We start from the raw sequence: 26,099 nt of genomic DNA, 5'->3' as shown, positions 1-26,099 counted from the left end.
CAAACCCTTATCCGCTATTTAAAAGGTTTCCCAGTTAACTTCAAGTATTGTCATATTTTTAAAGAATTCTATCTTTCGATAAAACGGTTTTTTCATGATCGAGTAATCGTTTTTTCAAGTCTAATCCACCGTAAAAACCCACTAAATCGTTGTTTTTCCCAATAATCCTATGGCAAGGTATCACAATCATAATCGGATTCTTATTCAGCGCCTGACCAACAGCTCTTGAGGCATTTTTATTACCAATCATCACTGCAATTTCCCCATATGAAGCGGTTTTACCAACAGGTATCTTACGGGTGGCTTCGTACACTTTGAGTTGAAATGGCGTTGCCATTGGTTGTATCGAAAAGCTGAAGCTGGTTTCTTTTTCAAAATAAGACAAAAGTTCTTCACGTGCCTTGATCAACAGTGGCGTTTCTTCGCTAGATGTTACTTCTAAATTCGTCAAATCAACGCGAACAATCGAGTGATTACTCTCTTCAACTAATAGATTTCCAATTGGGCTTTTAAATATCGTTTTCATAGTGTACCTCACAGTGTCATTATACCAAATAATTTCAAAAGAAAAAGTGTCCAAGGACACTTAGTCTAATGTAAAGAATATTTCGATTCTTCCGTTTGAAGTAATCGTTTTGACATATGGCGTTTTAGTTTCGTTATAGGTGTCATTACCGTAGGTTTGATCGTTTATTTTAACAGAGCCATTAGAGGTCTTTGTACGCACTTTGTAGTCTCTAAAATGTCCAACTACGTGAATTCTAATTGGACCATTAGAAGTGTAAATATCAACAAGTTCAGAACTTAGGTTACTTCCTGTAACGGCACCATTAGAGGTTTCCATAATGAGTTCATCTGCTGTGATATCCTTAAGTGTGATTGCACCATTAGAGGTCATGCCATCAACTTCCTTACCAATAACGGAATCAAGTGTGATTGCGCCATTAGAAGTCCTTAAAACTGCGTTATTAATCGTTACACTGGATAATACAATCGCTCCGTTAGAGGTCTTGAGATTAACATTGTTCGCATCCACATCATCAAAGATGATTTTGCCATTGGATGTTCTTAAATTATAATCGAAAAGTTTTTCAGGAACATGGATATAAACTGTTCTATCTTGCATGATATCCATAAAACCAACAAACGTTGAGCCTTTTAGTAGATTATCCCACCAGTTTGCGTATACCTTGATATAAACTTTCCCATCTGTAGTTAGGTTTTCTACTTTTTCATAATCGTAATGTTTAAATGTAATCTTAATTTCCTCATCTTCGGCAACCAAAACCTTGATTGGGTTGTTCTGAACAGAAATCTCGATGCTTGTATATAAATCTTTTTCGAATGTGAATGATTCAGAAACTAGATTAGATTCATCTTTTAGTTCTTCTCTAGCAATAACCCCAAACACAACCGATACAGCTAAACCAACGATAATTAACAACGCACTAATCTTTATTAGTAGTTTCATGATTACTTTTCCTCCTCATTAGCGATAGTTTTAATCTTACGTATGCTTTTTCTAAAGGCAGCGTTAGCATACCACATTAATCCGATACCCATTAAACATAATCCAATTGTGAATATCATTTCACCGATATAATATATCATGACCTCGTTTGTGGATGCATTCCCCATGTGTGAAACGCTCTTAACCGTTTGAAATCCCCCACCTACTATAAAACTAAATGAGACAACCATTAGTAGCGCATATCCAGACATAATAAGCGTTTCTAGCAGTAATCTTGAAACCTTTGAAGTGGTTTTCTTAACTACTTCAACGCTTTTGTTTTCTCTTTTTTTATAAGGTGTTTTGTCCATTTGCTTAATAATGTCGTCGATTGGTCCAAGTCTATCGATAAACTGACTTTCAATCTCACCATTAAGGGTTGCTTCATCGATTAACTCGTCATAGTAATTAATGATTTCTTCCTTGTCTGCTTCGTTTTTCAAGCTTAACCTTAATTCTTTCAAAAATTCTTTCTTTGTCATTGTCTTACCTCAATATGTAACGATAGATTTTAGTAATCTCTTCGTAATCTCTCTTTGATTTATCTATTTCATTTAAACCAGATTGTGTGATCATGTAGTACTTTCTAAGTCTAGATTGATGCTGTTCTGTGTATGTTTTTACAAACTTTTGTTGTTCAAGCCGTTTAAGTATTGGGTATAAGGTGGATTCTGATATGTCTATAATTTCAGAGACATCTTGCACGATTTTATAGCCGTAAGACGGTTCTTCCTTAAGTGATGCCAAGACAAGCACTTCTAAAAACCCTTTTTTTAGTTGCGGATCCATAATATACCTCCCTTCACGTAATACTATACAATGCATAGTATAAGATGTCAACAAAAAAATGCGAAATATTCGCACTTTTGTTTAAGATACAAATCATAGTGATTCACTCTTGATTGAATCCAATGGATTCCTTTTTACATATTTATATACAGGCAGTATTGTACTTAATACACCTAATAGCGTAGTAATCAATGCTAGTAGTATGTATTGTCTTGGCATAATCATGATGATATCAACCTTTACATAAATGGCATCTTTTACAATCCTATTTATGACTAGTGATGACAGTTTTAACAGTAACGATGAAGCAATCAAACTACTATATAATAGGATCATGATTTCAGATGTAAACCAAAGATAAATATGTTTATAGCTTGCTCCAAGTGATCTCAATATCCCTATTATCTTTCCCTCACTTTGAATGGTCGTTAATATATAGTAGAAAATAATAATCACCGCAAGTACTAAAACAAATCCGCTAACAATTGATAATGGAATTTGAGTTAGTCCACGAATATACTCTATATAGTTCACGTTACTGATTATGTCATTATATCCGTCCATTCTTGCTTCGCCACTTGAAAATATGTCTTTCAATAACATACTATCTGTCACATTGTATCTCATTATCAATGAATCGTAGGTTTTAACTACACCTGTTGAAATAAGATTATTATATCCTGCACTGGAGAAAATAACGTTATTAAACTTGTCTGAATTGTTATCTATAAAGAACCCTGCTATTTCATAACATCTTTCAGTCCCATTCAAGTCCATGCAAAATGAATGGTTAATCTCATTTAATATATTGCTTATAATCGTTTTATAAGCCTTACCATAAAAATAACGGGAATCAAAACCTGGATGATACTTGTTTTCAGAAGCATAGTTGATGTATTCAAAATAGGATTCATACTCCGGCTCATTGAATGTATCTTCTATTTCATGAAAATGTTTTTCGACAAAAGACTCAATAAGTGAGTCCATTAACGAGAAAATGTCTGAACTATCATAGTAATCGGATAGTAAAAAGTTATTTAGCAACACTTGATTCTCGTTTAAGTTAGCTGTTTCATTTATCCAAATCACAGCATACTCTTCGGGTATGAAGCTGACTATTTTCGTAATCTCGAAATGGTATTCACTATTGGATAACCCTAAAGCCCCACTTTCATATAGGTTTGGTTCAAAATACTTCGTATTCATAATCGCTTTCATTTCATCTTCATTAGATTGTGAAATGAAAACCATGTTATGAATGCTGTTGTTCATATCTGATAGTTCTGTTGAGATGATGCTTTGAAAAAAACCACTCATATGTTTTTTTAATAAATTGTCGTACTTATTAAAATCAAAAAATGTGTCATAGATTCCAACGATCTCATAATTGCCACTCTCATCAAAATCAATAGTCTTACCAATAATCGACTCGTAGTTACTTATCTCTACTCGTTGTCCTTCATCGTTAAAACCATACGATTTGAGTATATTAAAGATACGATTAGTAATCGCTATTTCATCGGATTTAACAGGCATTTTCCCATGTAACAAATGGATGTTTAGCATAGATTCAGCTTCTTTATTTACGGCTACCGCTCCATTAATACTATATGGGTATAAGTCACTATCTGGAATCGAGTCATAAACAAATGCATCCAACGCTTTTTCAAATCCTAATCTGACTGGATACATCTCGTTTTCATATTTCAACTGATACTCTGAAACATCACTCTCACTTAGTAATGAGGTATCATTATTATTCTTGACCAGTTTAATATAAGGCGCCTTTGACTCCTTTAGTGAATCACTGGCTTGCTCATACTTATCATAATTGGATAAAGCATCAGTTATCCCTATAATCAACAATAGTAAAGTGGATATAATAATCGTTAAAGTTAATCTAAAAGACACCTTTTTTACACTTCTAAAGCCTAACAAAAAAGACTCTGTTATGTTCAATCTTGGTTTTTTTAGTTCAATGTTGGTTGTACTTGGTGCATCATGAGGATTTGAATCCTTGATGATTCTACCGTCTTTAAGTTCTATTACTCTATGTCCGTACTTACTAGAAGCGCTTTGATCATGTGTTATGCAAACCACCAAATAGGATTTAGAGAGTTTTTCTAGTAGTTGGTATATTTCTTCTGAAGTTGTTGAGTCTAGTGCCCCTGTAGGTTCATCTGCTAATAACACCTTAGGTTTTTTTAAGATTGCCCTGGCAATCGCGACTCGCTGACGTTCTCCACCTGATAGTGTATTTGTTATTCTATTTGAAAACCCTTCTAATCCCACTTCTTTTAACACTGTTTCAATTAGAACTCTATTAGGCTTTTCCTTTAATGATAAAGTCAATCTAAGATTTGCATATACAGATATCGAATCAATCAAGTGTGAGTCTTGAAAGACAAAACCAACAACTTCATTCCGGTACCTATTTAACCCCGCATTAGATAGTTTAGATACCTCATGATTCCCAAAGAACATGCTTCCCTTAGTAGGCTTATCCATTCCACCCATAATATGTAATAAGGTGGACTTTCCACTACCAGATTTACCTACAATAAAAACCAGTCCGATTTCTTTGAATGATAGATTTATATCATCTAAAGCGACAAATGGACTTTGGGTATTTATTTTATAGGTTTTCGTTATATGTTCTAATTTCATAATTCCCTCTACGTTTACTTAATCGACTTTATCGGGTTTTTAATTGCATAATTTAAGACCGGAAAGAATGATGTTACCAGTGCGAACACCAAGCCTATCCCAAAAATTAAATGATACTGACTAATCGATGTAACCATTATATTTACACTTGTAAGCGTAGCAGCCTTTATCGATTGATTGATGTAACTAGTCAGAAAAAACAATGCCGCTGAGCTGATAACGCTGGATATCATTAAAATGATCAATGCCTCCGATAAAAACCAACAATAAATCGTATTGATTTGTCCACCTAATGCACGAATAATCCCAATGCTTTTTCGATTATTTCTAATTTTTATACTGACGAAACTATAAAGAATCACGAAAGCAGATACAATCAACACAACATTGACAATCGATAATAGATTTCTTGCTTGAGTAAAGAGATCATTAAGATAACTGACTGTGATTGTCACATCATTAAAATTCACTAAATTGTGACTCTCACTACTTATAAGCCATTCAATAAAAGCCTTTGTATCCTCATTATTCTTGTTAATATTCACCACTAGCCCGCTATACTCGCTAATATCTTCATTTTCAATGATAGTGGTATGTAAATCTTGATCGATGTAGATGGTTCTAGAATCGATATAGTTGTTTGAATAAAACACACCGACAATGGAAAGACTATAGACGATTTCACCCGGTATGAATTTAAAGGAAATTTGATTTCCTTTTACTTGAAGCAAAGCTCTAATCATCTCAGTTCGTGCTTGGTTGGTGAAGTACTCACCTGTCATACCAGGATGATAATCATTGACACTAGAATTGAAAATATAGTTCTTGTAGGCTACCTTATCACCTATATATTCATTTGAGATTTCGTCAAAATGATTGTCAATAAAATCGTCAATGAGTTGATTCTTTTTAGTACTAACATCCCATTGGTTTATTTGGTTCATAAAGTAGTTATAGTTGAGAATAATCTCACCACTTGATAACTTGTCTGTATCATTAAGCCACATTACCTCATCAGATAAACTGTTGTAGTTTTTGATTTGCTCAATGCTGTAATCGGTATTTTCACTTTGAATAATATCAATCGATTTATCGAAACTACTGGGAATAAAACCAACACTTTCCTTAAAGTTAATTTGATGATCAAGTTGATTTTGAGTAATGAATAATGCCTCATGGATTGAGTTGTTCATTGAATTAAGTTCATTATTTAATATCTCAAAGTAGATGTCATTTATGTTCGGTTTCAACGTCTTTATCCACTTATTGATGTCAAAATGAGTATCAATAATCCCAGTTATTATGAAAGTCTCTTGATTATAATCAAGTTCAAACCCAATTAAGTCGTGATAAGTATGGATTTCCCTTTTGGTATCTTTATCGTTTATACCATATTCCTTCATAATATCGAACACTCTCTTGGTAATTGCTACTTCATTAAACTTCGAAGGTAAATCTCCAGCAAGTTTCGTAAGACCTAATTCATTCATGATTGAATCATCTATGACCATCCCACCAGAAAACTCTAAAGGATACATATTTGTATATTCAGGTTCTTCTAATAGTAATTTTCTATAATTATACGCATATCTTGTGATGATTGGGTGAAATTTGATGGTTGGGTTTAAGTTTTCAAACTCTTGTACATCCTTATCATCCAATCGAGCAAACTTGACCCCATGAACCTCTTTAAGGTGAATATAAGGTGCTTTCGAGTCTTTTAATGATGAGTTTACTTGGTCATATTGATCGTAATTTGATAACGCATCTGTTATGCCAATACTGATGAGAAATAGTGTAGATACTAAAAAAGTTAATACGAGTCTTACAGATATCTTCTTAATGCTTCTTAAGCCAATCAAAAATGATTCAGTTAAACTAAACCTTGGTTTCTTTAATTCTATTTCCGTATCGAATGGTTTATCATTTGGATTGGTATCACGAATGACTTTGCCGTCTTTTAGCTCAATCACTCTATCTCCATACTGATTTGCTGCAGTACCATCATGTGAAATACATATCACAAGATACTTCTTAGAGAGTTGTTTTAATAATTGATAGATTTCCGCACTGGTGACCGAATCTAGAGCACCAGTAGGTTCATCTGCTAATAACACCTTAGGTTTTTTTAAGATTGCTCTTGCGATAGCGACCCTTTGTCTCTCTCCTCCAGACAATGTGTTTGGACTTCTTTTTGAGAATCCCTCTAATCCGACTTGTTTTAGCACATCTTCTATGATTGGCTGATTCGGCTTTTCTTTTAATGAGAGCGCTAGTTTTAAATTGGCATATACAGATATCGAATTAATCAAGTGTGAGTCTTGAAAGACAAAACCAACAACTTCATTCCGGTACCTATTTAACCCCGCATTAGATAGTTTAGATACCTCATGATTCCCAAAGAACATGCTTCCCTTAGTAGGCTTATCCATTCCACCCATAATATGTAATAAGGTGGACTTTCCACTACCAGATTTACCTACAATAAAAACCAGTCCGGTTTCTTTGAATGATAGATTTATATCATCTAAAGCGACAAATGGACTTTGGGTATTTATTTTATAGGTTTTCGTTATATGTTCTAATTTCATTCTGACCTCATTATAAAAGGAGGTGCTAGTCCTACTAACACCTCGTGTATATACTAGTAGAAAATCAAAGTTACATGCAGATTTTTATTATCCCAATCATCATTCCCTACCCCTTTAGCACCATAGCGAATGGTAAATCCTTCCTCTAATAAAGAAATTGGAATATCAAACTCAAAAGTATGAGTTCTCCAATCACTTAGTTTCGTTGAGCCTCCATGTTCAAATGATATTTCTGCAATTGGAGTATTTGATTTGTTATCTTTATTATCGTATATATAAATATACTCAACACCATCATCTTTCTCATACACATCAAGTTTTATATTAATTATAACATGAGTAAGACCATTATTTTCAAGCCAATTTTTGGTTAGCCCTGAGCCCCAATTATTATATTTCACTACATCATACTTATTATGTTTAAATCTACCAGTATCATTTATTTTGTATGTTGTATCTCTAACCAACTTGGTCTCGTACACGCGACTTGAATTTCCAACATATCCTGCGTCATAACTTTTAGCATAGATTTCAAACTTGTTTTGCATTTCAGCCTTCACTTTAGGAAATCGATTTGGAATAATTTCCCAAAATGGAACTAATCCGTTATTTCCATATTCAACAATTATAGGAGATGAACTCACTGAGTTGATCCATTTCGCATAATCTGAACTCATATTTCCTGGTGTGAAACTTGAAAACTCTGCCCCTCCGACGGCACGTGCGAAATATGTAGATTCTAGTTCTGATGCACTTATTGTAGTTAGTGCACTAGCATTGTAAGAAGTATTGAGACTAGCCCGTTCCTGTGTATATTGAATTCCTCCATGAACATAGTTCTCAACTTCGTTCTTGTTTACAGAACTAAACGAAGTTGAACTTGATGTTACGGCATAATTAATGTCTAATCTTCCCCCAAGAACTCCTTGTGCAATAAAGTGTGTGCCATATGTGTCAAAAAATTCATCATAAGTCAGTGCTCCTGTTTCTAACTTATCAAGATTATTAATCATTGATGCAGATAGGTTCTCTTTGAACTGATCTTTATTTCCTAAGAAGTCTTTAATATATACCATCTTATCTGTTTTAACTATGCTCTTTGTGAAATAGTATTGCCCAACTTTTCTATAATCATCTTTTGAAATAGAAGAAGAAAAGTTCGTCGCAAAAGTTCCATTAAAAAGCTTGTATGTTCCTGTTACACTTACATCTGTGTTGTACTGAGCCGATACACTCGAATAATATAGATCAATTGAATACCCTGCATAATCGGAAACTTCTATTGAACTTTGCGGAGCTTCAAGTAACAAAGATGAGTCATTTAAGAAACTCGAATTAAATATCTCAGCCCCAAAAATAGGTGTTTGAGGACTTGCATAAGAAGATTTAACGATGTTGATTCCCTTACCAATTCCTGGCAAGCTTTGAATAGTTGCAGCTTTAGTTTCCATTCCTAATGAAAATGCTGCTAAAAGTGTTATTACTAATACTAAGATTTTTTTCATGTAATTATCCCTTTCTTGTAAATTATTTCATATTGAGTTTTCTATAAATCATATTAAGGACTCATGATTGTTAGTCACCTCGAATACATAATTTTGTAAATCTAATTAATCAATTTATTATAAACTATTTTAAGTTTATTAAACACGGCACATCTGTCATATATTTTAAGAAATACATTCAAAGTGCTTTGACTTTTTTCGAACCGAACATTTTAATTGTATGTTTCATGTAAGAATGATCAATCGTGAAATGTTTAACTCAAGTTTGAAAAGAACCCCATAACTCTCTTCTTAGTTCTTCGACACGGTTGTTGTTTTCGGCGTCTTTTTCTAATTTTTTCTTTTACGACTTTATTATCAGTCAAATACCATTATTCTGCTTATCCGTTCTCGAGAACTGCTTTTAGCAAAAAAAAGACACAAACTGTGTCTAATTAAAAGAGTTATTTAGATTCAATCCAATCTAATCGGGCAATTTAGCTCCATAGTTTAGGGGATAGTAATTAAAGATGTCAAAAGTTACTGTTAATTATTTTGAGTGCTTAAATAAGTAAGTAAATCTTCTTCCTTCATTGGTCTAGCAAAGTAATAACCTTGTGCATAATCACAATGGATACTACGTAAGTAATCAGCCGTATCCAACTCTTCGATTCCTTCAGCAACCACTAGGTATCCAAGTTCCTTAGACAGATTGATGGTTGAAGATACAATTTGCTGGATTTGTGGCTTAAACATCAAGTTCTTCATGAATATTCTATCCATTTTTATGATATCAATTGGAAACTGTGTTAGATAGGCAAGAGATGAATACCCTGATCCAAAATCATCTAAGGAAATCTTAATCCCTTTTTTGGCTATCATCGAGAGGATCCTTCTGGATTCTTCTGGATTCTTCATAATTTGGGTTTCTGTGATTTCAAACTCAAGTCTCGTAATATCTGCTTTATGTCGCTCGATAGTTTCCATAGAGCGTTCAAAAAATTGTGGATCTAATAAATTTTTAGAAGATACATTGATTGATACCCCGATATCAAAATTCAAAGTACTTAGTTTATCCAACATTGAAAGTGCGGTATCCAAAACCCAATCTGTCAGTAGATGAATGAGTTTGGTTTCTTCAATCAGTGGGATAAAACGATCTGGTGGTATGTTGCCTTTTTCTGGATGATTCCATCTAATTAAAGCTTCTAAAGAATGTACTTTGTTTGTTTCTAAGTGGATTTTGGGTTGATAAGCTAAGTAAATTTCTTTCTCTTCAATCGCTTTTTTAAACCCCGCAACCAATTCAAAGTCTTGACGTTTTCGTATTTTTTCATTTTGATATATAAATGAAGATAGATTATTTACTTCAGCATGTCTAGCAGCGATATCAGATTCTGTAAATAATGAAACGTCTGCAGCATCTACATCTCCAGTGTATTGGGATGCACCTAGTGCATAATCAACATAAAGAGGAATATGATTAATCGATCGCGCTTTATCAAGTATATTCTCAATATAAGTGACGTCTTTCTCAATCGTTGTTCTCTCCATTACAGCCCGTAATAAAGATTTATCTGGTTGTATGACAAAGATGTCTCTAGATTGGTGGGTCAAATCAAAGTAAATGTCTTTCATTAATTGGTGATAGACATCAATTCCTAGTACGTCAGCGATATTTGTATTATTTGAAATGATTACTGAGAAAACCGATAGGTTTCGAGAAGTAATATGCCTAGATAAATGTCTCAAGTAATTCGTATTTGGAATACCTGTTTCCGAATCTCTTGAAGAGAGTTCATCAATCTTATCAACATTGCTTCTTAGTATGTTTGAAGCATACCCACTAATGAACCCTAATAAAGAAAATATTAGTAGTCGATAAAACCAGTTAAAAAACACTTGTTGGGTTCCTTCAGATACTTCAAGAGGCATAATCGGACCCATAAGTATCCCAGCAACGACGCCAGTTAATAATCCAATTTTAGGACCCAAGAATATTCCGCTAATTAATATCGGAATATACATGGTATGAGAATAGACGTATGTAATCCCACCAGTAAGATAAACCAATAAGTAAATAAGTGGCAAAGATATAACTACAGTAATGCTAGCAGTTAATTTATTCTTTTTTCTGTTTAACCAAAGCTCTGATACATTCTTATATAGTCTAATTGGCATACTAAAACCCCTTTTGTAAGCGCTTTACTATATTATACAACATTTTATACATGTTCGCACCAAGATTGATTATTTTCGATCGATATTTAAGAAAAAAGAAATCTCTTGCGAGATTTCTTAATTAACTAGTTGTTCATCAAAACTAGTGTAGTCATCATATAGGCCCCATTGGTCCCCGATGGTTGATTCTTCGATTACAATCGCAAACTCACGAATGATTAGTCTTAAAGCACCTGGTTGATAATAGTACTTACCGACAATTTCTCCAGTAGAATCAAAGTTTGGTAACAGATAGTTTGAATGATTCCAAGGCAATTGTGTCCCACCCGAAGCACCTGTCTTCAAATAAATGTTATACGTATAGCGTAAGCCATTCTTTAGTGTCTCTGTGTTTACACCGCTGTATTTTGGTGCAACTACGCTAAATGAATAAACCCCTGCTGTGTTACGAGCAAATGTTTGAATGTAGTTATTGGTTCCTGGTGGCAATGGGAAATAGAACATGGTTGCTTGGTTTTGAATAAGGGTTAGTGGGGTCCCTGGATTATTATCTAAATCGGCACCAACATAGTCTATGACACCACCTTCATAAGGATAAGTGATATCACCTGTTGGACCTACCACTACTGGATAAGTAACCCCTTGTTTCAAGTAGTAATTCTTCATATTGATCAAGATAGCGCTATTCTTGATTGGAGAAGTTGCATCCCCTGCATCAACGATTGTGCCATCTGCAAATCTAAAGTGAAGCGAGAAACGAACGGTTAAGATGTTGGTTAAGTCAAAGGCAGTAACGTCGTAATACACAATTCTCGAATCGGCTAAATCTACATATAAATCAACTGCTGATTCAACAACTGCTTCTGGTAATACACGGTATCTTACCACTGTATCGACTTCTTCGTCAAAGGTACTATAATCTGCCCTTAATTCATCTGTCCAAACGTTTTCTCCGACTTGTCGTTGAATGATTGCGCCAAATGGTAAGCTGAATGTTGGGCTAAAATCGCCAATGTTGATTTCAGATGAAACAAACCCATCCACTCTAAAGTATCTTACGCCGTCCGTATCTGAATTGTTGTAGAAAATCCCTTCAAATACGACACGAGGGTCATAAACTGAACCAGTAACGATAGAACCATCTGCATTGATTTGATAGATTTCAGGGTAATAGATGACGATTTCATCACCAGCTTTAAAGCTGATGTCTTGTAGGTATCCATTGATCCCTAAACTCTTTTCAATATCGATGTCACCAAGTTCAAAATATATATCGCCTTCGCGGTGCAGTTTAAAAGCATAATTCTTACTACCTGGTTCTAACAAATAGGTAATATCTATTTCAAAGAATTGATTTTGGAAGAACTCAATCTTATCTGGAGTAGGCGTATAAAGGCCATTTATGTCCGTTATGGTTGTAACAACATCGCTATATAGGTTAGCATAGGCAAATAAGAAATCAATTCTAATTGCTGTCATTAATGCTTCACGTTCAACCAAGATTAGATCATTAAACTGTTGGTTACCATTTTTGTACTTTTCAAATGCTGGAAGGTCTCTTTCAGTAATTGTATGAATAATGGTATCTTCATTCTCACCAGTTAACGTAGAATAGGTAAGTACATATTGTCTCTTACCTGAGGCAGTATACTGATATAGTATGGTTGCATCCGTTAGTTCAGAAAACGGTGAAAGTGTGAGTGTACTTAAATAGTTTCCATCCAACCAAAGTTCATAAGATTCTACATCATTCACATAAGTAAGCTCTGTTTCGATGGTATTTGAAATAATTGAGAGTACTCTTGAGGTAGATAATACGCCATTAAATGTAAACCCAAATGACATAAATGTTTCAAATGTGATGTTTCCAGTTGGCAAATCATATTGAGTTGTAAATACGGTATTGCCTTCTAAATCAAAGGAATAAGTCGGATAACTAACACCCAAGACATCCGCACCAGATGGAGATGCTTTAGTAAACTGAAGCGTAGAAATTTGTGACCCTTTGTAGTAACTAAATCCAATGGTATATACCCCACTTTCTAGGGCATCACTCAGCATCATTTCAAATCCGAATATACCAGAAACATTAGGTGATATTGAACTGCTGTAATACATTGAATCGATTACGGTTGCACCCTTCATCAAATACCTAATTGTCATTGTATGACCTTCAGAAAGTAGGTTTGTTGTGTCGTCAAAGACCGCTTCAATTGTTCCATTTGGACTCATTTCAAATTGACTTGACAGCGTATAGTTTGTACCTGATAGTGTTGGAACTGTAACTTGGTTATCACCATCTAAGATAATATCGATTAGGCTCACGGCTAAGGTATCTGTTTTCCTACGAATGATGATTTCATAGGTCGTTTTATAGGTATCTACTAAACTCTCATCCATTGCGGCAACTTCAGCATAAACGGTTAAATATAACTTAATCTCATTATTTCCATCAAAGGTTTGATTTAAAAACTCAACCTTATAATCCCCACCAAGCTGATTAGTGGTTCTAGCTATATAAGAATTCATGAACGTTTCATGATCGTCAGTTAGACTGTTGAAGTTCGCGATTGCTGCATTTTCTGAAAGTGTTGCACTTTCTACTTCATAATTCACCATATTAGAAGGAAATGCCGATTGAGATACTTCAAATGTAATTTTGTTATTGACTGTATCCAATATTCCACCCTCTAAGGTCGGGCTAAACCCATTAGGATCTACTAAGACCAAATCCGCAAGCGAGGTTCCAGAAATAGGTAAAACAGAAGATTTATCTGCGAATTTAACTTGGAACATCAATCGATACTTACTTAATAGTTCACTATTACTAATAGGGTCATTAATCAAATTATCATTTCTTGGATTGTCTAAATCCACATATTGATATAAGTCTTCATTAATATCAAAGAACTTATCAATTCCAATGTTTTGAGGTAAAACACCTCCTGCTGCTCTACCTTTTGATGAAGCAAGAACGTACATCGCTTGTCTTGTAGATTTATAGTTTGATCCACCAAGTCTAAATCTATCAGCTAGTACCTCAATTTTAGCTTCATAAATATAGTTGGATTGTGCAGGGTCTTTAAGAGGGAAATCATTATCAAATATATAAGTTTTGGTTGTCTCTAGTTCATTGTCTGTAACTACCTCTGCGCGATAATCTGTTTCAGAAATCGTCGAAAGAGTAATGGGTGTTGAAAGATTATAGTTGTTAACACTATAGGTTGCAGTATCATTCGAATATAGTAAATTTCTTACATTTCTAGTAGTTAATCCAAAGTAACTTAAGGCTCTTTCTGTGGACACCGTTACAGAAGTTGATGGTAATGTAACACCTGTATACTGTGTATTTGATCCCGATATTTGAACTGTATTGTTTACATTATTTGTGATGTAACTGTAGTTAATCAAATTAGGATCAAGATAGGTCCCAACGTATCTTGTCAAACCTTGGTAGTCTAAATAATTAACACTGCTGCCACTAACAGCGATAACTTCATAAGAGTAATTGTTTGAAGACCATGTTCTTCTTATTGTCAAATCCAATCTAGAGGCACTTTGAATGGTATATCTTCTGGTTGTTTGAGCAGGAAGATATCCAACAATACTGGATGGAGATGTGTCGTTACTTCGCGCTGTATAATAAGTATCTTCTCTACCTGGAACACTAAAACGATAGTAAATAAAGCTACCTAAAGTGTTTTGGTCAGTACGTCCTACCATGTCTATTGCATCATCCATATTAAGAATGTTAATGAAGTTTGTTGATTCCATCAATCCGTAAGTACCACGCTGTAATCTACCAAATATGCCACCAAATCCAGGTTTATTTGCAATATTTCTCGAAGTAATCCCTGATGGGAATAAGAATGCATCGTTGTCTGGATAGAAATAGGTAGTATTAGAGATGTTTTTTGAGTTAGCATAATTAAATGATGAATACTGAGATCTCTTCGCTGCTTTAACCTTACCATAGTGAACGGCTGTATCAATATCAACAATCGTTACAGGAATCGATGTACTTGCTGTGCTACCAACGATATATGTCCCACCAACGATACCACCGGCAACATCAGTTGAACTAACAACGCCGTGATTAAGCATGCGTTTCATTCTAAACAGACCATAACCAACAACGCCACCAGCCGATGCGAAAATACCAGGTCTTTGTGCAAGACCAGTTGTGCCAGTGCTATATGTATGAATTGTATTTGTAATGGCTGTTATATTACCAAAGTTTAAACCATTTGAAACGAGACTTACGGACACTGGGTCTTGTGACCCTGTGACGTTTGAAGAAAAACGTTTAACGGCATTACTACTAGTTGCATTATCAGTTCCTGCAGTTATTTCTAGTCCTAATGCTACTCCAATAATTCCACCTACACGAACATACGCATTGGCTTTGGCGTAGATGTCTCCATTATTAGAGGTATCTAAGACTTCTGCAGTGATCGAGGCCCCTTTACCATAATCTGTTAGGATATTGGCGTTAGTATCTGCCATTAAAGCAGATATACCTCCTAAAACAATGCCACCAGTGTAGGAATAAACTAATCCTGCAAATAGCGCGGAACCAGATAGCGGATCTGAACCTGATGACACGTTGGTTGTACCAGTACTAGTATTTGTAAATACGATTTTCCCCATGTTGGCAGAATCTTGAATGTCATTATAGTTTATCGTAGAAATACCACCAACAAACGTGTTGGCTGTACCAATGACTGTATTGGAAATATCCCCAGCACCACTAATGTCGCCTAGGTTAATACTGTTAGTGATTCTGCCTACGTTTAGGTTAACGAGACCAGCAACATATAAGTTTCTTGAGACAAAGTCGCTCTGGAATGATGAAGCGCTACCGGCAGTTCCTGAGTGACTCGTAATTGAACTTGCCCCTTGAAAATCGGTAATAGTGATTCTACCTTTGTTGCTGACATTTTCCATTAAATAGGCTCTTGAGTTCGCAGTATTATATGGTAACACATAAGTGACACCAGCGACGAACACTTCAGAGGCTGTGTTATTGATTTTTAAAAGTGAAATATTTGAAGAAGACGTAACATTTTTATAGTCTACTTTTGGAGTCAATGTAATCCCTGCTACTTGAAGTAGGTGTCCTACTTCTGTGACATTTGTACCATTACCGATCGTGATTGACCCACGGTTATCCACATATTTCAATTCTTTATCTTGAGTTGATAGTGAAACAAAGAATGGCGCAATCTTAATGGTTGTGATTGTTAAGCCTTTAGAGTTGATGAAGTAACTCGAATCATAAGTAAAATCAGCAGTGTTATAGGCTCTTGAAAGAACGATACCACCAGTGGTTTTATCGAGAATCGTTGCTGAATAGTAAATGTATTGATTATCCGTACCCATATCAAAATCTGTGAACAAGTATGTACCACTATTGGTCATATAGGAGAATTCTGACTTGGTCTGTGTCGTAGATGCCACACCAATACCAGCTGTATAGAGTTTGGTATAGGTATTTACATAGCCACCACTCATGGTGCCATTATTTTGCCATCTACCATTTCTAAATACATATTCTTCGTTAACTGTCCCTGGGAACTTAACGTCAAAGATTGTAAACTTATTGCCTAAAACCTGACCAAAAACCCCACCTAGGTAGTTTTCTACTTCTCCTAGAGATTTACCAGTAAATTTAAGCGCGTTTATTGTACCGTGATTGGTTAAATATAAAATCGAATGATTGGTACCAGAAGCATTGGTGATTTCACCAATAATTCCCCCAATTCTATTCGTCACTTTTGTCCCTGAAGTCACATTAAATGTTTTACCATCGATTAATCCAACGCTACTTACTGCCCCGAAGTTAACTGAGTTTGTAAGTAGTAATGTTTGTGAAGCAGTTGCGCCGACAATACCCCCAATAGAGAATGTCGCATTAATCGTTAGCCCGCCAAAATCATGTGAGTTACCATTAATCTTTCCTAGGTTTGCATTGTAAGTTACGGATCCACTAGCAAGCCCAACGATGCCACCAGCATACGTCCTACCAATGGCTTTATCTCCTAAATTGATGGCTGTATTAGAAACCACGTTTGTGATGGTTCCACCACTTAGAGAACCAGCAATTGCACCGATATTAAATACCCTACCATAGTTGGCTAAAGTATCTGTTAAGGTAATCGTATTATCGATTAAGTTAAGGTTCTTAACTACACCTGATGACCCAATCGTACTAAAAAGGCCCATATAGTAGTTTGAACTAATAATGGTTGGTTTTGTGATATTGAAGTGATAGATATAGTAGTTACTATTCGTTGGACTAGATGAATAATTGGATGTCCCTCCAATAAATTGACCATTAAATGGGGTTTTAGGGGCTGTATATCCAGAATAATTTTGCATATCTATGTCATTGACTAATTTATAGGTTGCTTCATGATAGTTAACACCACTTTCGTGAGCGGAGGTCATATCAATCATTTTTCTAAACATCATTAGTTCAAGTCCATTACTGATTTGAAAATGATCTGTGTCATAAGTTAGCCCAAATAAGGATGGGTATCCATCTGATACATAATAATGCCACATGACGGATTCATCATAAAGTGTGTCCAGTGCTGTATCATTAATCTTAATTGGTTCAGATGCACTTACAAGTCCTGATCTAAACTGGCTTCTAGTATAGACATAAACCTTACTGTTTTGCACTGTTGAAGTTACATTAGGTACCATCGTTTGATCATAACCAACATTTTCAATCGTACCTGAGTTGGTGTAAAAGAATGGTTTAGTTTCAAAACGAGTCGTGATCAAAGGCGAAATAACATCCGATGATATGATGTAAGAGTTATAGATTTTACCTGTTGAAGCGTTTGTGTGAACAAATCCACCAGCTGTATATGTATTATAAGTGGATTGTGAGAACTGAACATTAAATCTAATACCGGCCAATGATGTCCCGGTTTGATTGATCTTAGTGTCAATAACACCAATGTTATAGATTAAGCCCTCATTGACGCCAACAACCATGGAAGCTTTTGTAAGACCTTCTGGGGCATCCATCAATTCGTAAGTTGGATTAATGAGTGTGAAGTTTTTTACGATACCTGTCACACCGACATTAGAGAACATTGAATAACTTTCAATGAGTGGAAAATCTTGTAGGTTTTCACCTTCTGCGTCTAGTTTATGAACCATTGTGATGTAGTTATAATCTGACAAATAAAGGTTTGATATGGTAAAGCCTTGCCCATCGAATGTCCCTGTAAATGGCAATAATCTATCGTTTACATCATCTGGTAAATCCAGATCAATTCCAATTGGATTAAACCTTTTCGCAACATAACTTGAATAGTTAATGTCATCTACCAAGATATAGTGCTGATTAAGCATAAGCTGTATGGTTTGATAATGTGGTTCATTTAAGACGTTTTGTGATTTTGACCAGTTATAGGACACAATCATCGAGAAGTTGTATAAGTCTTCTGCATTCTCAATAGCGATACGTCTGCCAGCGATTGCTGTTGTGAGTCTTGACACTAGATTCGAATCTCTCTGTGAGGTCGTAATACCAGTGTTATTCATCTCTTCAACGATGATGGTTTGAAGAACTGAAAACTTAGTAGTTGCTTGATCAGCAGAGATTGAATCTATTTTAGAATTATCGATGTTATAGTCAAAAAATCCATTGTTAAAAACGGATGTTTGTATGTTAGGTTCTTGAAATACTTTTTTAGATGGCACGAGTTTGGCGAGATTAAAAACGATAATCCCGGTAAACAAGATAACCAATAGTGATGAAATTGTTCGTTTAAATAGTCTCATTCTACCACTCCTGTTCATCCCATGGTCTATATGGCATACCCCAGTTTATCAGCGGGCCTCGCTCTGATTGGACGGCTTCGATGATAAACCCTAATTGAAGGGTATATTTTTTTTCATAAAGATTGAATGGTGTTAGACCGAAATCCACAATAAATGGAATTTCAAGTTCAGTGGTTTCATTCACTCTTTTTACTCTGCTTGTGTAATAGAAATACCCATCATTATTACGGTTATCATAAAAGTAAGGGTTGGTGCCATCATTCATATCTTTATAGTTAAATGGCATAGGTTCTGCTTGAGTGGTCGCAACCTCTACGGTTTTCCCACCCGATTGATAGGTTAAGGTCAACTGTTCATAAGGCGCAATTCTAAAATACGTATCCACCGTACTAGCAATCTTAATAACCACTCTAAACTTTGTGATAAATAACGGGTCTGTTGGGGTTGAAAGATTAATCTTATAAACCCCATTTTTGAAGAATGGGTTTTCGCCATATGGATGGGCATCGTAATAAACATCCCCTTCATATGGGTAACCATCGTTGTCATAATAGGCTTCAATAGACACAACAACATCCCCAACCAAAACAGGTTTTGTATCTGTCTTTAAACTTGATAACCACCCAGCTAAACTAATGACTAAAACGGAAGTCAATAGTACTACGATTAAGCTGGTTTTAATGATTAATTTTTTTGTCATCCTATTGACCTCCTTCCACTTTATTGATTTTCAATTTGATTCATCGTCAGTTCAAATTGAGTAATGATAATGGATTCACCTTGAATGGTGTAATCCAAACTAGGTTTAACATATATTTGAAACAGAAAATCATAAATGGCATCACTAGCCATTTCATAGTCTTCAAATAAAGACACATTAGTAGTTGATAAGTTTATTTCGGATTCTAGGTTTGTATTAGGATCTAAATAACGAATGCTAAGTAAATTAAACAAAGCTGGATCCGATGGAATAATGTCTTTGATGTCAATCGATAAATAGCCAGTTATGGATCCTGTGTTCTCAACCACGATTTTATAAGAGTATACTTCTCCTGGAATCACAGCCCCGAAGTCTAGACCTGCTTCTGTAATCACTGTATAAGTCCCATCGTCTAATGTGCCGTCTTTATTAGAATCAACACCTTGATAAAAGGTGCTTTCCATTGTTACGGTGCCCGATTCAATCAAAATAGGGTCTGATTTAAAGGTGGAAATGATCCACGCGAAAACAATGCCTGATAATAAAATGACGACAGATACTAGCATAATGATTGAAGCGATGAAGTTTTGTTTTCTCATTTTATCATCCTTTCTTGTCTTATGGATTGACTTGATAATTAACCTCACCTAAAGTTTCCCAGTCAACGAAGTGACCTTGTTTAGCTTCAAATGAGAATGTAAAAGATAAAGGGGTTAATGCATGATTATTTGAAAACTTATATCCATCTAACTCTAGGTAGGATAAAAGTGTAATAATCTCAGAATCTGGGCTGATGATGTATGCGCCTTCTTCTAATGTAGACTCTAGGCCTTCATAATAATACTTTTCATCGGTCTCATCATACCGCCAACCTTCTCCGAGTGTGTAAAAATCTGAACCAATCATGTCTTCTAAAGACTCTGTCCCAAAGACAGCTGATGCAACTTTCACACTAACCCTAAGTTCGGTGTCAATCGTAGAGATATTATCAAGCGTGATTGGCGTATCAATTAGATTTACGCCTGGCATGATATACCCAGTTAAAAATGAACCAGATAGATTGTATTCAATTTCTCCAATAGTCATATTTATGTCGCTTGTTTGTTTTTTATCTGAAAAATAAGCTTGAATGACTACGACTAATAAAACCAGTGTAGATAGAAAAGCGATAATAGAAAATATTAGTTTTTTCATGCTATGTCCTCCTTAGAATTAAGGACGACAACCAGTTTTCCTAGTTTCAACTGCCCTGCTTGATAAGCACTTAAAGCTGTATTAGAGTCAAACACCAAACGAAACTTAATTACTAATAACTCACCTTCCACTAAGGATTGTTCTGATTTGAGAATTAACTTACTTTGAAGATTAATAAGGTTTTTGACTCGATAAAGATTAAGCGTTTGTCCACCAATTGTGACTGAGTCTAAGTTATTCGGTGTAAGAGTAAGGGATTGGTTGTTAATGGATACTGCCCCATTATCGATATAAAACACATCCCTCATGTCATAATTCGTATCAATAGTAACGTTTGTAACCGGATCTAGAAAGACATCTGCCATTACAGAAACGTTTGATTCATTCTTAATGATGATTTCAAAATCATAATAATCACCAGGTACTGTATTAGCAAAAAAAGCCTGAATCTCAGACTCTGTTTGAATGATTTCTGCTGCTCCACCATTTTTCTTTAGGTTTAAAGTAATGTCTGCTTGATAATCACTGACTGTAACAACAAACCCTTCTAAGCCTGCTGATGAGGTGATCGCAAACCATGCATAAGAGGTCACTGTTAGTAAAAGCAATGACAAAACAAACATTGATAGCGTAATGCTCATTGACTTACTCTTCATGTGTTTCGCCCCCTTCTACTATTAACATAGTTAACACTTCTTTTTACGCTCAAATTATACCATCAAAAAGGTCTTCTAGTCAATTTCAGGAGAATAGATGAACGAAATATAAAAAAAGTGTACATTCTACACATAATTATGGAAGAATACACACAATGTTTTTAGATAAATAGCAACAAGCTCACTGCCATCAATGCCATACCTAAGACCAATCCATAGATTACTATATGGTGTTTACCATACTTTTCAGCAGTAGGTAAAAGTTCATCTAGAGAAATATAAACCATAATTCCTGCTACAAAGGCAAAGACAAATCCGGTTAGACTATCCGATAAGAACGGTCTTAAAATAAAATATCCAACTAATGCTCCTATTGGTTCTGATAACCCAGATAAGAAGGCATACCCAAACGCTTTCTTTCTCTTTTTCGTCGCATGATAAATTGGAATCGCGACGGAAATACCTTCTGGTATGTTATGAATTGCGATTGCGACTGCAATCCCAATCCCTAATGATGGATTTTCAAACGCTGCCATAAATGTTGCAAGGCCTTCAGGGAAGTTATGAATTCCAATGGCAATCGCACTGAATATACCCATTCTCATTAATGCTCTTTCGTTTGGTTTTGATGGGTCCACTATCTCATGAGGATTGACTTTATTAGGCACAAGCCAGTCTATTAATCCAATTGCAAATATGCCTAAGAAAAAAGCAACAGTCGCATATAGATAGCCCTTTTCCATACCATGCTCGAGTATTAGTGTATCCCTACCCTTAGCGAATATTTCCACAAATGAAACATAAATCATCACACCTGCTGAAAATCCTAGTACAAAGGAGAAAAACGTATGACTTTTAGATACTTTATGAAAAGCTAGTAATCCACCTATTCCAGTAGATAAGCCAGCAATAACAGTTAATCCTAATGCAATCCAAAAATTACTCATATTACACCTCATTTCTTTCAAAATATGCTTAATTATATAATTTTTGAATATGAATTTCAACACTAATGATAATAATTATAAATAGTGATTATTGATGCTATAAATAAGACTATCCGTTCAATTTTATACAAACTAATTCAAAAAAAGAGAGGCTATATGGCATCTCTTTTAGACGTAATCATGTTACTTTTTGACTGCTTTTACCGGATTTTTTGTCCATCTTTTTAACTAGTTTAGGGATGTATTCACGGTAACGGTAACCTAAGTATCCAATTGGAATTAATAGTAGTAAGAACCACCATCCCCAAACTTTCGAAGGTTTATCAAAAGCAATGGCATATTGTGAGAGCTTGTCTGTTTCAAATGTTATCGAAGAATCGTTTTCATCATAGGTACTCTCTAAGACTTCTGCTTTCCCTTCTTGAATACGGATGACACGATATGATTATGCCTTAACCGTTACTGAATCCTATACAAAAAACGATACTCAGTACATTAACAACGGTTTATACTTTAAAAACGATATCGGTGAACTTGAAGATTTCTTAATCGACTATGAAGTTGACATTTTCGGTGTATTATATGACTGGAATCCAAACCGTAAGAACTGGAGACTGTATGTTTCCGATGAGTTAACTTACCAGAACTTATTTGGATAAACCCAAAATTAAACCCTTAAATAACTAATTTATAATGAGATGCCATAAGCGTCTCATTTTTTCATATACTATTCTTAAACGAAATAAGCATTACACCTTAATAAGAAGTAAACCTAGCGTATGATTTCTCTAATCTTTCTTCAGATATTTTTCAATGCTCGCAATGGTCGATCCTAAAAATACAAATATGAGCAGTATTGCAGTTTTTAAATATTCATTATCGACAAACCATCCCAATCCAAAAAATACTAAACATATAACCAAAACAACACAAGGTAAGGTAAACACCACATACCGGTTATATTTTAGTAGTATATAAATCAGTTTTATCATAGAAAAAGAGCACAGTATATAAAACACGAACACTAATCCTTGAATGAATACATTCATTATCCTGTTCCTAATCGATAAAGATTAGTGCCTCCTTAATATCATAATCATCTTCTTTTATGAGTATATTATCCACCAAAAACCAGTTCTAGGCAAAAAAGAAAACCCAATAGAACTCAAAAAAACCTAGTTTTGCTTATAAATGAAATACAACGATCGAAATTACCCTAAATATCAATGAAAAAAAGAATCCTTTATGTAAGAATTCTTGTTTTTTAGATTAAACTGATTTTAGTAAAGCGATACGTTCAGCAACTACTTCTTTTGACAATTGATGTTTGATCACGTATCTGTTTCGAGGATGGATTGAGCACTCAAAGCTACATCCTCCTAAATACTTATCTTCATTTTCTACACTTGTTAAGATTTGTTCATTACAATCAGGGTTTGCACAATTGATATGTCTTTCACATGGGGTCCCATCAAAATGGTCTTTCCCAACGATCACATGTTCAACTTGATTGATTGGGACGCTAAGTCTCTTATCAAAGACATAGCATTTACCATCCCATAACTGACCTTGTGCGATAGGGTCTTTTCCATATGTGACAATACCACCTTTTAGTTGACCCACTTCAGTATGGCCTTCTGCTTTTAAGAACCCCGACATTTTCTCGCAGCGAATGCCACCCGTACAATAGGTTAATATCTTTTTACCACGTAACATGGTTTCGTTTTCTTTAATCCATTTTGGGAGTTCTCTAAAGTTTCGAATGTTTGGTTTAATGGCGCCTCTAAAATGTCCAACTTCATGTTCATAATCATTTCTAGCATCGATGACGATGGTGTTTTCATCTTGCATTCGTTGGTAGAAGTCTTTTGGTTCGACATATTCACCAGTTAGTTTCTTTGGGTTGATGTCTTCTTCTAAAGAAAGGTTTACTAACTCTTTTTTGATTCTAACATGCATTTTTTCAAACGCATGCTCGCTAGCTTCATCGATTTTGAAAACAATGTCTTTGAATCGTTCATCTGTTCTCACATAATCCATATATGCTAAAACATCATTCTTTGGCCCTGATAGCGTGCCGTTAATGCCTTCTTTTGCGACATATACTCTGCCTAATAATCCTTTACTATTGCAAAATGCATGGTGTGAATCTCTGAAGGTATCTAAATCCTCTATGGTGGCGTAGTGATAGTATAGTAATACGTAATAATCGTTCATATTAGTTCTTTGCTCCTTGTTTTATGTATTAATTTAATCATATAGAAAAAGCCTTTAATACGCAAAGAAAATGCAAAGATTGTCGATAATGGGGCGGAGGTAACTATACCTATTCTACTGTATTCTAACGGTGAAGGTACGGGATTTTCCAAAGAGACTTGGCAAGGATTTCAGACTAATTTCGTAAGTAAGAACATCAATAGAACGATCATCATACTCGACTCTCCACATTATGTTCATGACTATGAATATGAATCGATAAGCACTGAAATTACTCTTTTTATCACTGATTTGGTTGATTAGATAATTGTATAACCCCATAAGGTCTAATATTAGAAAAGCAAGCGTGAATTACTACCGCTTGCTTTTCTTAATCTCTATTTCCTAAGTAGGTTTAACCATTCAACCCATTGATCATCATTATCTTCTTTGGCTTTAGTTATTGCCTGATTTACATATGCTTCAATTTTCGAATACAAAATCTTCTTTAGTCTATCCAAAATGATTGTTGCACCAGGCCAGTTCAAATCTTGTAACCAAACAAGAAGATCTGGTAATAGGCTAATGATTTCACCATCGGACTTATTACTTATGACGATAGCACAACCTTCAGCAACATTTTTCCACCATATTTCATTAGTATCATAAAGTTCAACTTGTAATGGTGATATTAGCACTTTCAAATCATAATCTTTCCTATTTGATAATGCCTTAATTGCTCTATTTTGTTTTTCTTTGTTATTCCAATCTAACTCTAGCAATAGTGTTCGAATCTCACTTGTCATTTCATCATACCCTTCTTTTCTTTAGAGTAAATATTAGTAAATTATTCTTTATCAATTTATGAGTAAATAGACTTACATCATTTGTTAATCACTTATTCTATTATCGCTCATTTTCATAACACCCTAAGTGTTCTTCTAGTATTCTAGGGATTAGTTATCTAAAAGGTTTGTCACAAAAATTGCCTATTTAATGCCTATATAAATTGCTAAATTGTTAACAAGGGTGTGAACTACCCACCACTTAATCGAAGCGGGGGCTTCCTATCCAAACCGATGTACCCACCAGTGACTCAATAGGCTATCCCCGTAGTCCCTACGGTTCTATAATCCTTTTATAACTGAAATGCTAACTTATATTGTCTTAATCCTTCTTTTTTGATATTGATCGCTGCGTTGTGATCTCGATCTAGGTGTAGTCGACAACTTGGACACTCAAACACTCGGTTAGAGAGTTTCAGTTCAGTGTGAATCTCGCCACAGTGACTACATAACTTCGATGATGGATACCATTTATCCATCGTCATAAGTGTCTTGCCTTCTTTTTCTAACTTGTACTTCAAAAATGTGATAAACCG

General features: G+C 34.9%; 18 protein-coding genes. 1 reads left to right on the top strand and 17 read right to left on the bottom strand.

The genetic code is table 11. From position 1 onward, the window contains the following. Positions 1–58: 58 nt before the first annotated feature. The 14 genes from JN09_RS04845 to zupT form a co-directional block, all read right to left on the bottom strand. Positions 59–526 carry a methylated-DNA--[protein]-cysteine S-methyltransferase gene (locus JN09_RS04845; protein WP_204433286.1) on the bottom strand — a complete coding sequence of 156 codons (468 nt, stop codon included), beginning with the start codon at positions 524–526 and terminating at the stop codon, positions 59–61. Positions 527–586: 60 nt separating this feature from the next. Beyond that, the gene (locus tag JN09_RS04840) at positions 587–1,471 is read right to left on the bottom strand and encodes a DUF4097 family beta strand repeat-containing protein (RefSeq protein WP_204433284.1); all 885 of its coding nucleotides are present in this window, start codon (positions 1,469–1,471) and stop codon (positions 587–589) included. Between the two features lie 2 nt (positions 1,472–1,473). Continuing rightward, positions 1,474–1,992 (bottom strand): DUF1700 domain-containing protein, encoded by a 519-nt coding sequence (locus JN09_RS04835; RefSeq protein WP_204433282.1) that lies wholly within the window; start codon positions 1,990–1,992, stop codon positions 1,474–1,476. Positions 1,993–1,996: 4 nt separating this feature from the next. Beyond that, positions 1,997–2,299, bottom strand: coding sequence for a PadR family transcriptional regulator (locus JN09_RS04830; protein ID WP_204433280.1), 303 nt, complete (start codon positions 2,297–2,299; stop codon positions 1,997–1,999). A gap of 93 nt (positions 2,300–2,392) precedes the next feature. Next, a complete protein-coding gene (locus JN09_RS04825) occupies positions 2,393–4,966 on the bottom strand; it encodes an ABC transporter ATP-binding protein/permease (RefSeq protein ID WP_204433279.1) in 2,574 nt (857 codons plus the stop codon). Between the two features lie 14 nt (positions 4,967–4,980). After that, the gene (locus tag JN09_RS04820; RefSeq protein WP_204433277.1) at positions 4,981–7,557 is read right to left on the bottom strand and encodes an ABC transporter ATP-binding protein/permease; all 2,577 of its coding nucleotides are present in this window, start codon (positions 7,555–7,557) and stop codon (positions 4,981–4,983) included. Between the two features lie 53 nt (positions 7,558–7,610). Continuing rightward, complete coding sequence (locus JN09_RS04815) at positions 7,611–9,062, bottom strand: MAC/perforin domain-containing protein (RefSeq protein ID WP_204433274.1); 1,452 nt, start codon at positions 9,060–9,062, stop codon at positions 7,611–7,613. A 525-nt stretch (positions 9,063–9,587) separates the two neighbouring features. Further along, positions 9,588–11,222 (bottom strand): EAL domain-containing protein, encoded by a 1,635-nt coding sequence (locus JN09_RS04810; RefSeq protein WP_204433272.1) that lies wholly within the window; start codon positions 11,220–11,222, stop codon positions 9,588–9,590. A gap of 117 nt (positions 11,223–11,339) precedes the next feature. Then, entirely contained in the window at positions 11,340–19,025 is a 7,686-nt protein-coding gene (locus JN09_RS04805; RefSeq protein WP_204433263.1) for a beta strand repeat-containing protein, read from the bottom strand. 1 nt (position 19,026) lies between these two features. After that, positions 19,027–19,725: a hypothetical protein gene (locus JN09_RS04800; protein ID WP_204433261.1), complete on the bottom strand. Its 699-nt coding sequence runs from the start codon at positions 19,723–19,725 to the stop codon at positions 19,027–19,029. Positions 19,726–19,745: 20 nt separating this feature from the next. After that, positions 19,746–20,324, bottom strand: coding sequence for a hypothetical protein (locus tag JN09_RS04795; protein ID WP_204433259.1), 579 nt, complete (start codon positions 20,322–20,324; stop codon positions 19,746–19,748). A 19-nt stretch (positions 20,325–20,343) separates the two neighbouring features. Continuing rightward, positions 20,344–20,919, bottom strand: a complete 576-nt coding sequence (locus JN09_RS04790; protein ID WP_204433257.1) for a hypothetical protein — start codon at positions 20,917–20,919, stop codon at positions 20,344–20,346. Continuing rightward, entirely contained in the window at positions 20,916–21,575 is a 660-nt protein-coding gene (locus JN09_RS04785) for a hypothetical protein (RefSeq protein WP_204433255.1), read from the bottom strand. Before JN09_RS04785 ends, JN09_RS04790 begins: the two co-directional genes overlap by 4 nt. A 161-nt stretch (positions 21,576–21,736) precedes the next feature. Next, positions 21,737–22,522, bottom strand: a complete 786-nt coding sequence (zupT, locus tag JN09_RS04780; protein ID WP_204433253.1) for a zinc transporter ZupT — start codon at positions 22,520–22,522, stop codon at positions 21,737–21,739. A 431-nt stretch (positions 22,523–22,953) separates the two neighbouring features. On the opposite strand from zupT, the gene JN09_RS04775 reads away from it, so the two are divergent. Next, positions 22,954–23,181, top strand: coding sequence for a hypothetical protein (locus tag JN09_RS04775; protein ID WP_204433251.1), 228 nt, complete (start codon positions 22,954–22,956; stop codon positions 23,179–23,181). A gap of 610 nt (positions 23,182–23,791) precedes the next feature. Here the strand turns inward: JN09_RS04775 and trhO are convergent. The 3 genes from trhO to JN09_RS04760 form a co-directional block, all read right to left on the bottom strand. Then, a complete protein-coding gene (gene trhO / locus JN09_RS04770; RefSeq protein WP_204433244.1) occupies positions 23,792–24,739 on the bottom strand; it encodes an oxygen-dependent tRNA uridine(34) hydroxylase TrhO in 948 nt (315 codons plus the stop codon). Positions 24,740–25,116: 377 nt separating this feature from the next. Then, positions 25,117–25,524: a DUF5071 domain-containing protein gene (locus JN09_RS04765; protein WP_204433242.1), complete on the bottom strand. Its 408-nt coding sequence runs from the start codon at positions 25,522–25,524 to the stop codon at positions 25,117–25,119. A 332-nt stretch (positions 25,525–25,856) separates the two neighbouring features. Beyond that, positions 25,857–26,099: zinc ribbon domain-containing protein (locus tag JN09_RS04760; RefSeq protein WP_204433241.1), on the bottom strand; the 243-nt coding region annotated here is incomplete at its 5' end.

It is taken from the genome of Paracholeplasma morum, from assembly GCF_016907055.1.
GTDB classification, from domain to species: domain Bacteria; phylum Bacillota_I; class Bacilli_A; order Acholeplasmatales; family UBA5453; genus Paracholeplasma; species Paracholeplasma morum.
This window is presented reverse-complemented; position numbering and strand designations above follow the sequence as displayed.

Bases quoted from the DNA above. Each gene is read 5' to 3' on its own strand.
- JN09_RS04795 (WP_204433259.1), bottom strand. From the start codon at position 20,324: ATGAGAAAACAAAACTTCATCGCTTCAATCATTATGCTAGTATCTGTC.
- JN09_RS04775 (WP_204433251.1), top strand. From the start codon at position 22,954: ATGACACGATATGATTATGCCTTAACCGTTACTGAATCCTATACAAAA.
- JN09_RS04840 (WP_204433284.1), bottom strand. From the start codon at position 1,471: ATGAAACTACTAATAAAGATTAGTGCGTTGTTAATTATCGTTGGTTTA.
- JN09_RS04830 (WP_204433280.1), bottom strand. From the start codon at position 2,299: ATGGATCCGCAACTAAAAAAAGGGTTTTTAGAAGTGCTTGTCTTGGCA.
- JN09_RS04845 (WP_204433286.1), bottom strand. From the start codon at position 526: ATGAAAACGATATTTAAAAGCCCAATTGGAAATCTATTAGTTGAAGAG.
- zupT (WP_204433253.1), bottom strand. From the start codon at position 22,522: ATGAGTAATTTTTGGATTGCATTAGGATTAACTGTTATTGCTGGCTTA.
- JN09_RS04815 (WP_204433274.1), bottom strand. From the start codon at position 9,062: ATGAAAAAAATCTTAGTATTAGTAATAACACTTTTAGCAGCATTTTCA.
- JN09_RS04790 (WP_204433257.1), bottom strand. From the start codon at position 20,919: ATGAAAAAACTAATATTTTCTATTATCGCTTTTCTATCTACACTGGTT.
- JN09_RS04825 (WP_204433279.1), bottom strand. From the start codon at position 4,966: ATGAAATTAGAACATATAACGAAAACCTATAAAATAAATACCCAAAGT.
- JN09_RS04805 (WP_204433263.1), bottom strand. From the start codon at position 19,025: ATGAGACTATTTAAACGAACAATTTCATCACTATTGGTTATCTTGTTT.
- JN09_RS04810 (WP_204433272.1), bottom strand. From the start codon at position 11,222: ATGCCAATTAGACTATATAAGAATGTATCAGAGCTTTGGTTAAACAGA.
- JN09_RS04800 (WP_204433261.1), bottom strand. From the start codon at position 19,725: ATGACAAAAAAATTAATCATTAAAACCAGCTTAATCGTAGTACTATTG.
- JN09_RS04835 (WP_204433282.1), bottom strand. From the start codon at position 1,992: ATGACAAAGAAAGAATTTTTGAAAGAATTAAGGTTAAGCTTGAAAAAC.
- trhO (WP_204433244.1), bottom strand. From the start codon at position 24,739: ATGAACGATTATTACGTATTACTATACTATCACTACGCCACCATAGAG.
- JN09_RS04765 (WP_204433242.1), bottom strand. From the start codon at position 25,524: ATGACAAGTGAGATTCGAACACTATTGCTAGAGTTAGATTGGAATAAC.
- JN09_RS04820 (WP_204433277.1), bottom strand. From the start codon at position 7,557: ATGAAATTAGAACATATAACGAAAACCTATAAAATAAATACCCAAAGT.
- JN09_RS04785 (WP_204433255.1), bottom strand. From the start codon at position 21,575: ATGAAGAGTAAGTCAATGAGCATTACGCTATCAATGTTTGTTTTGTCA.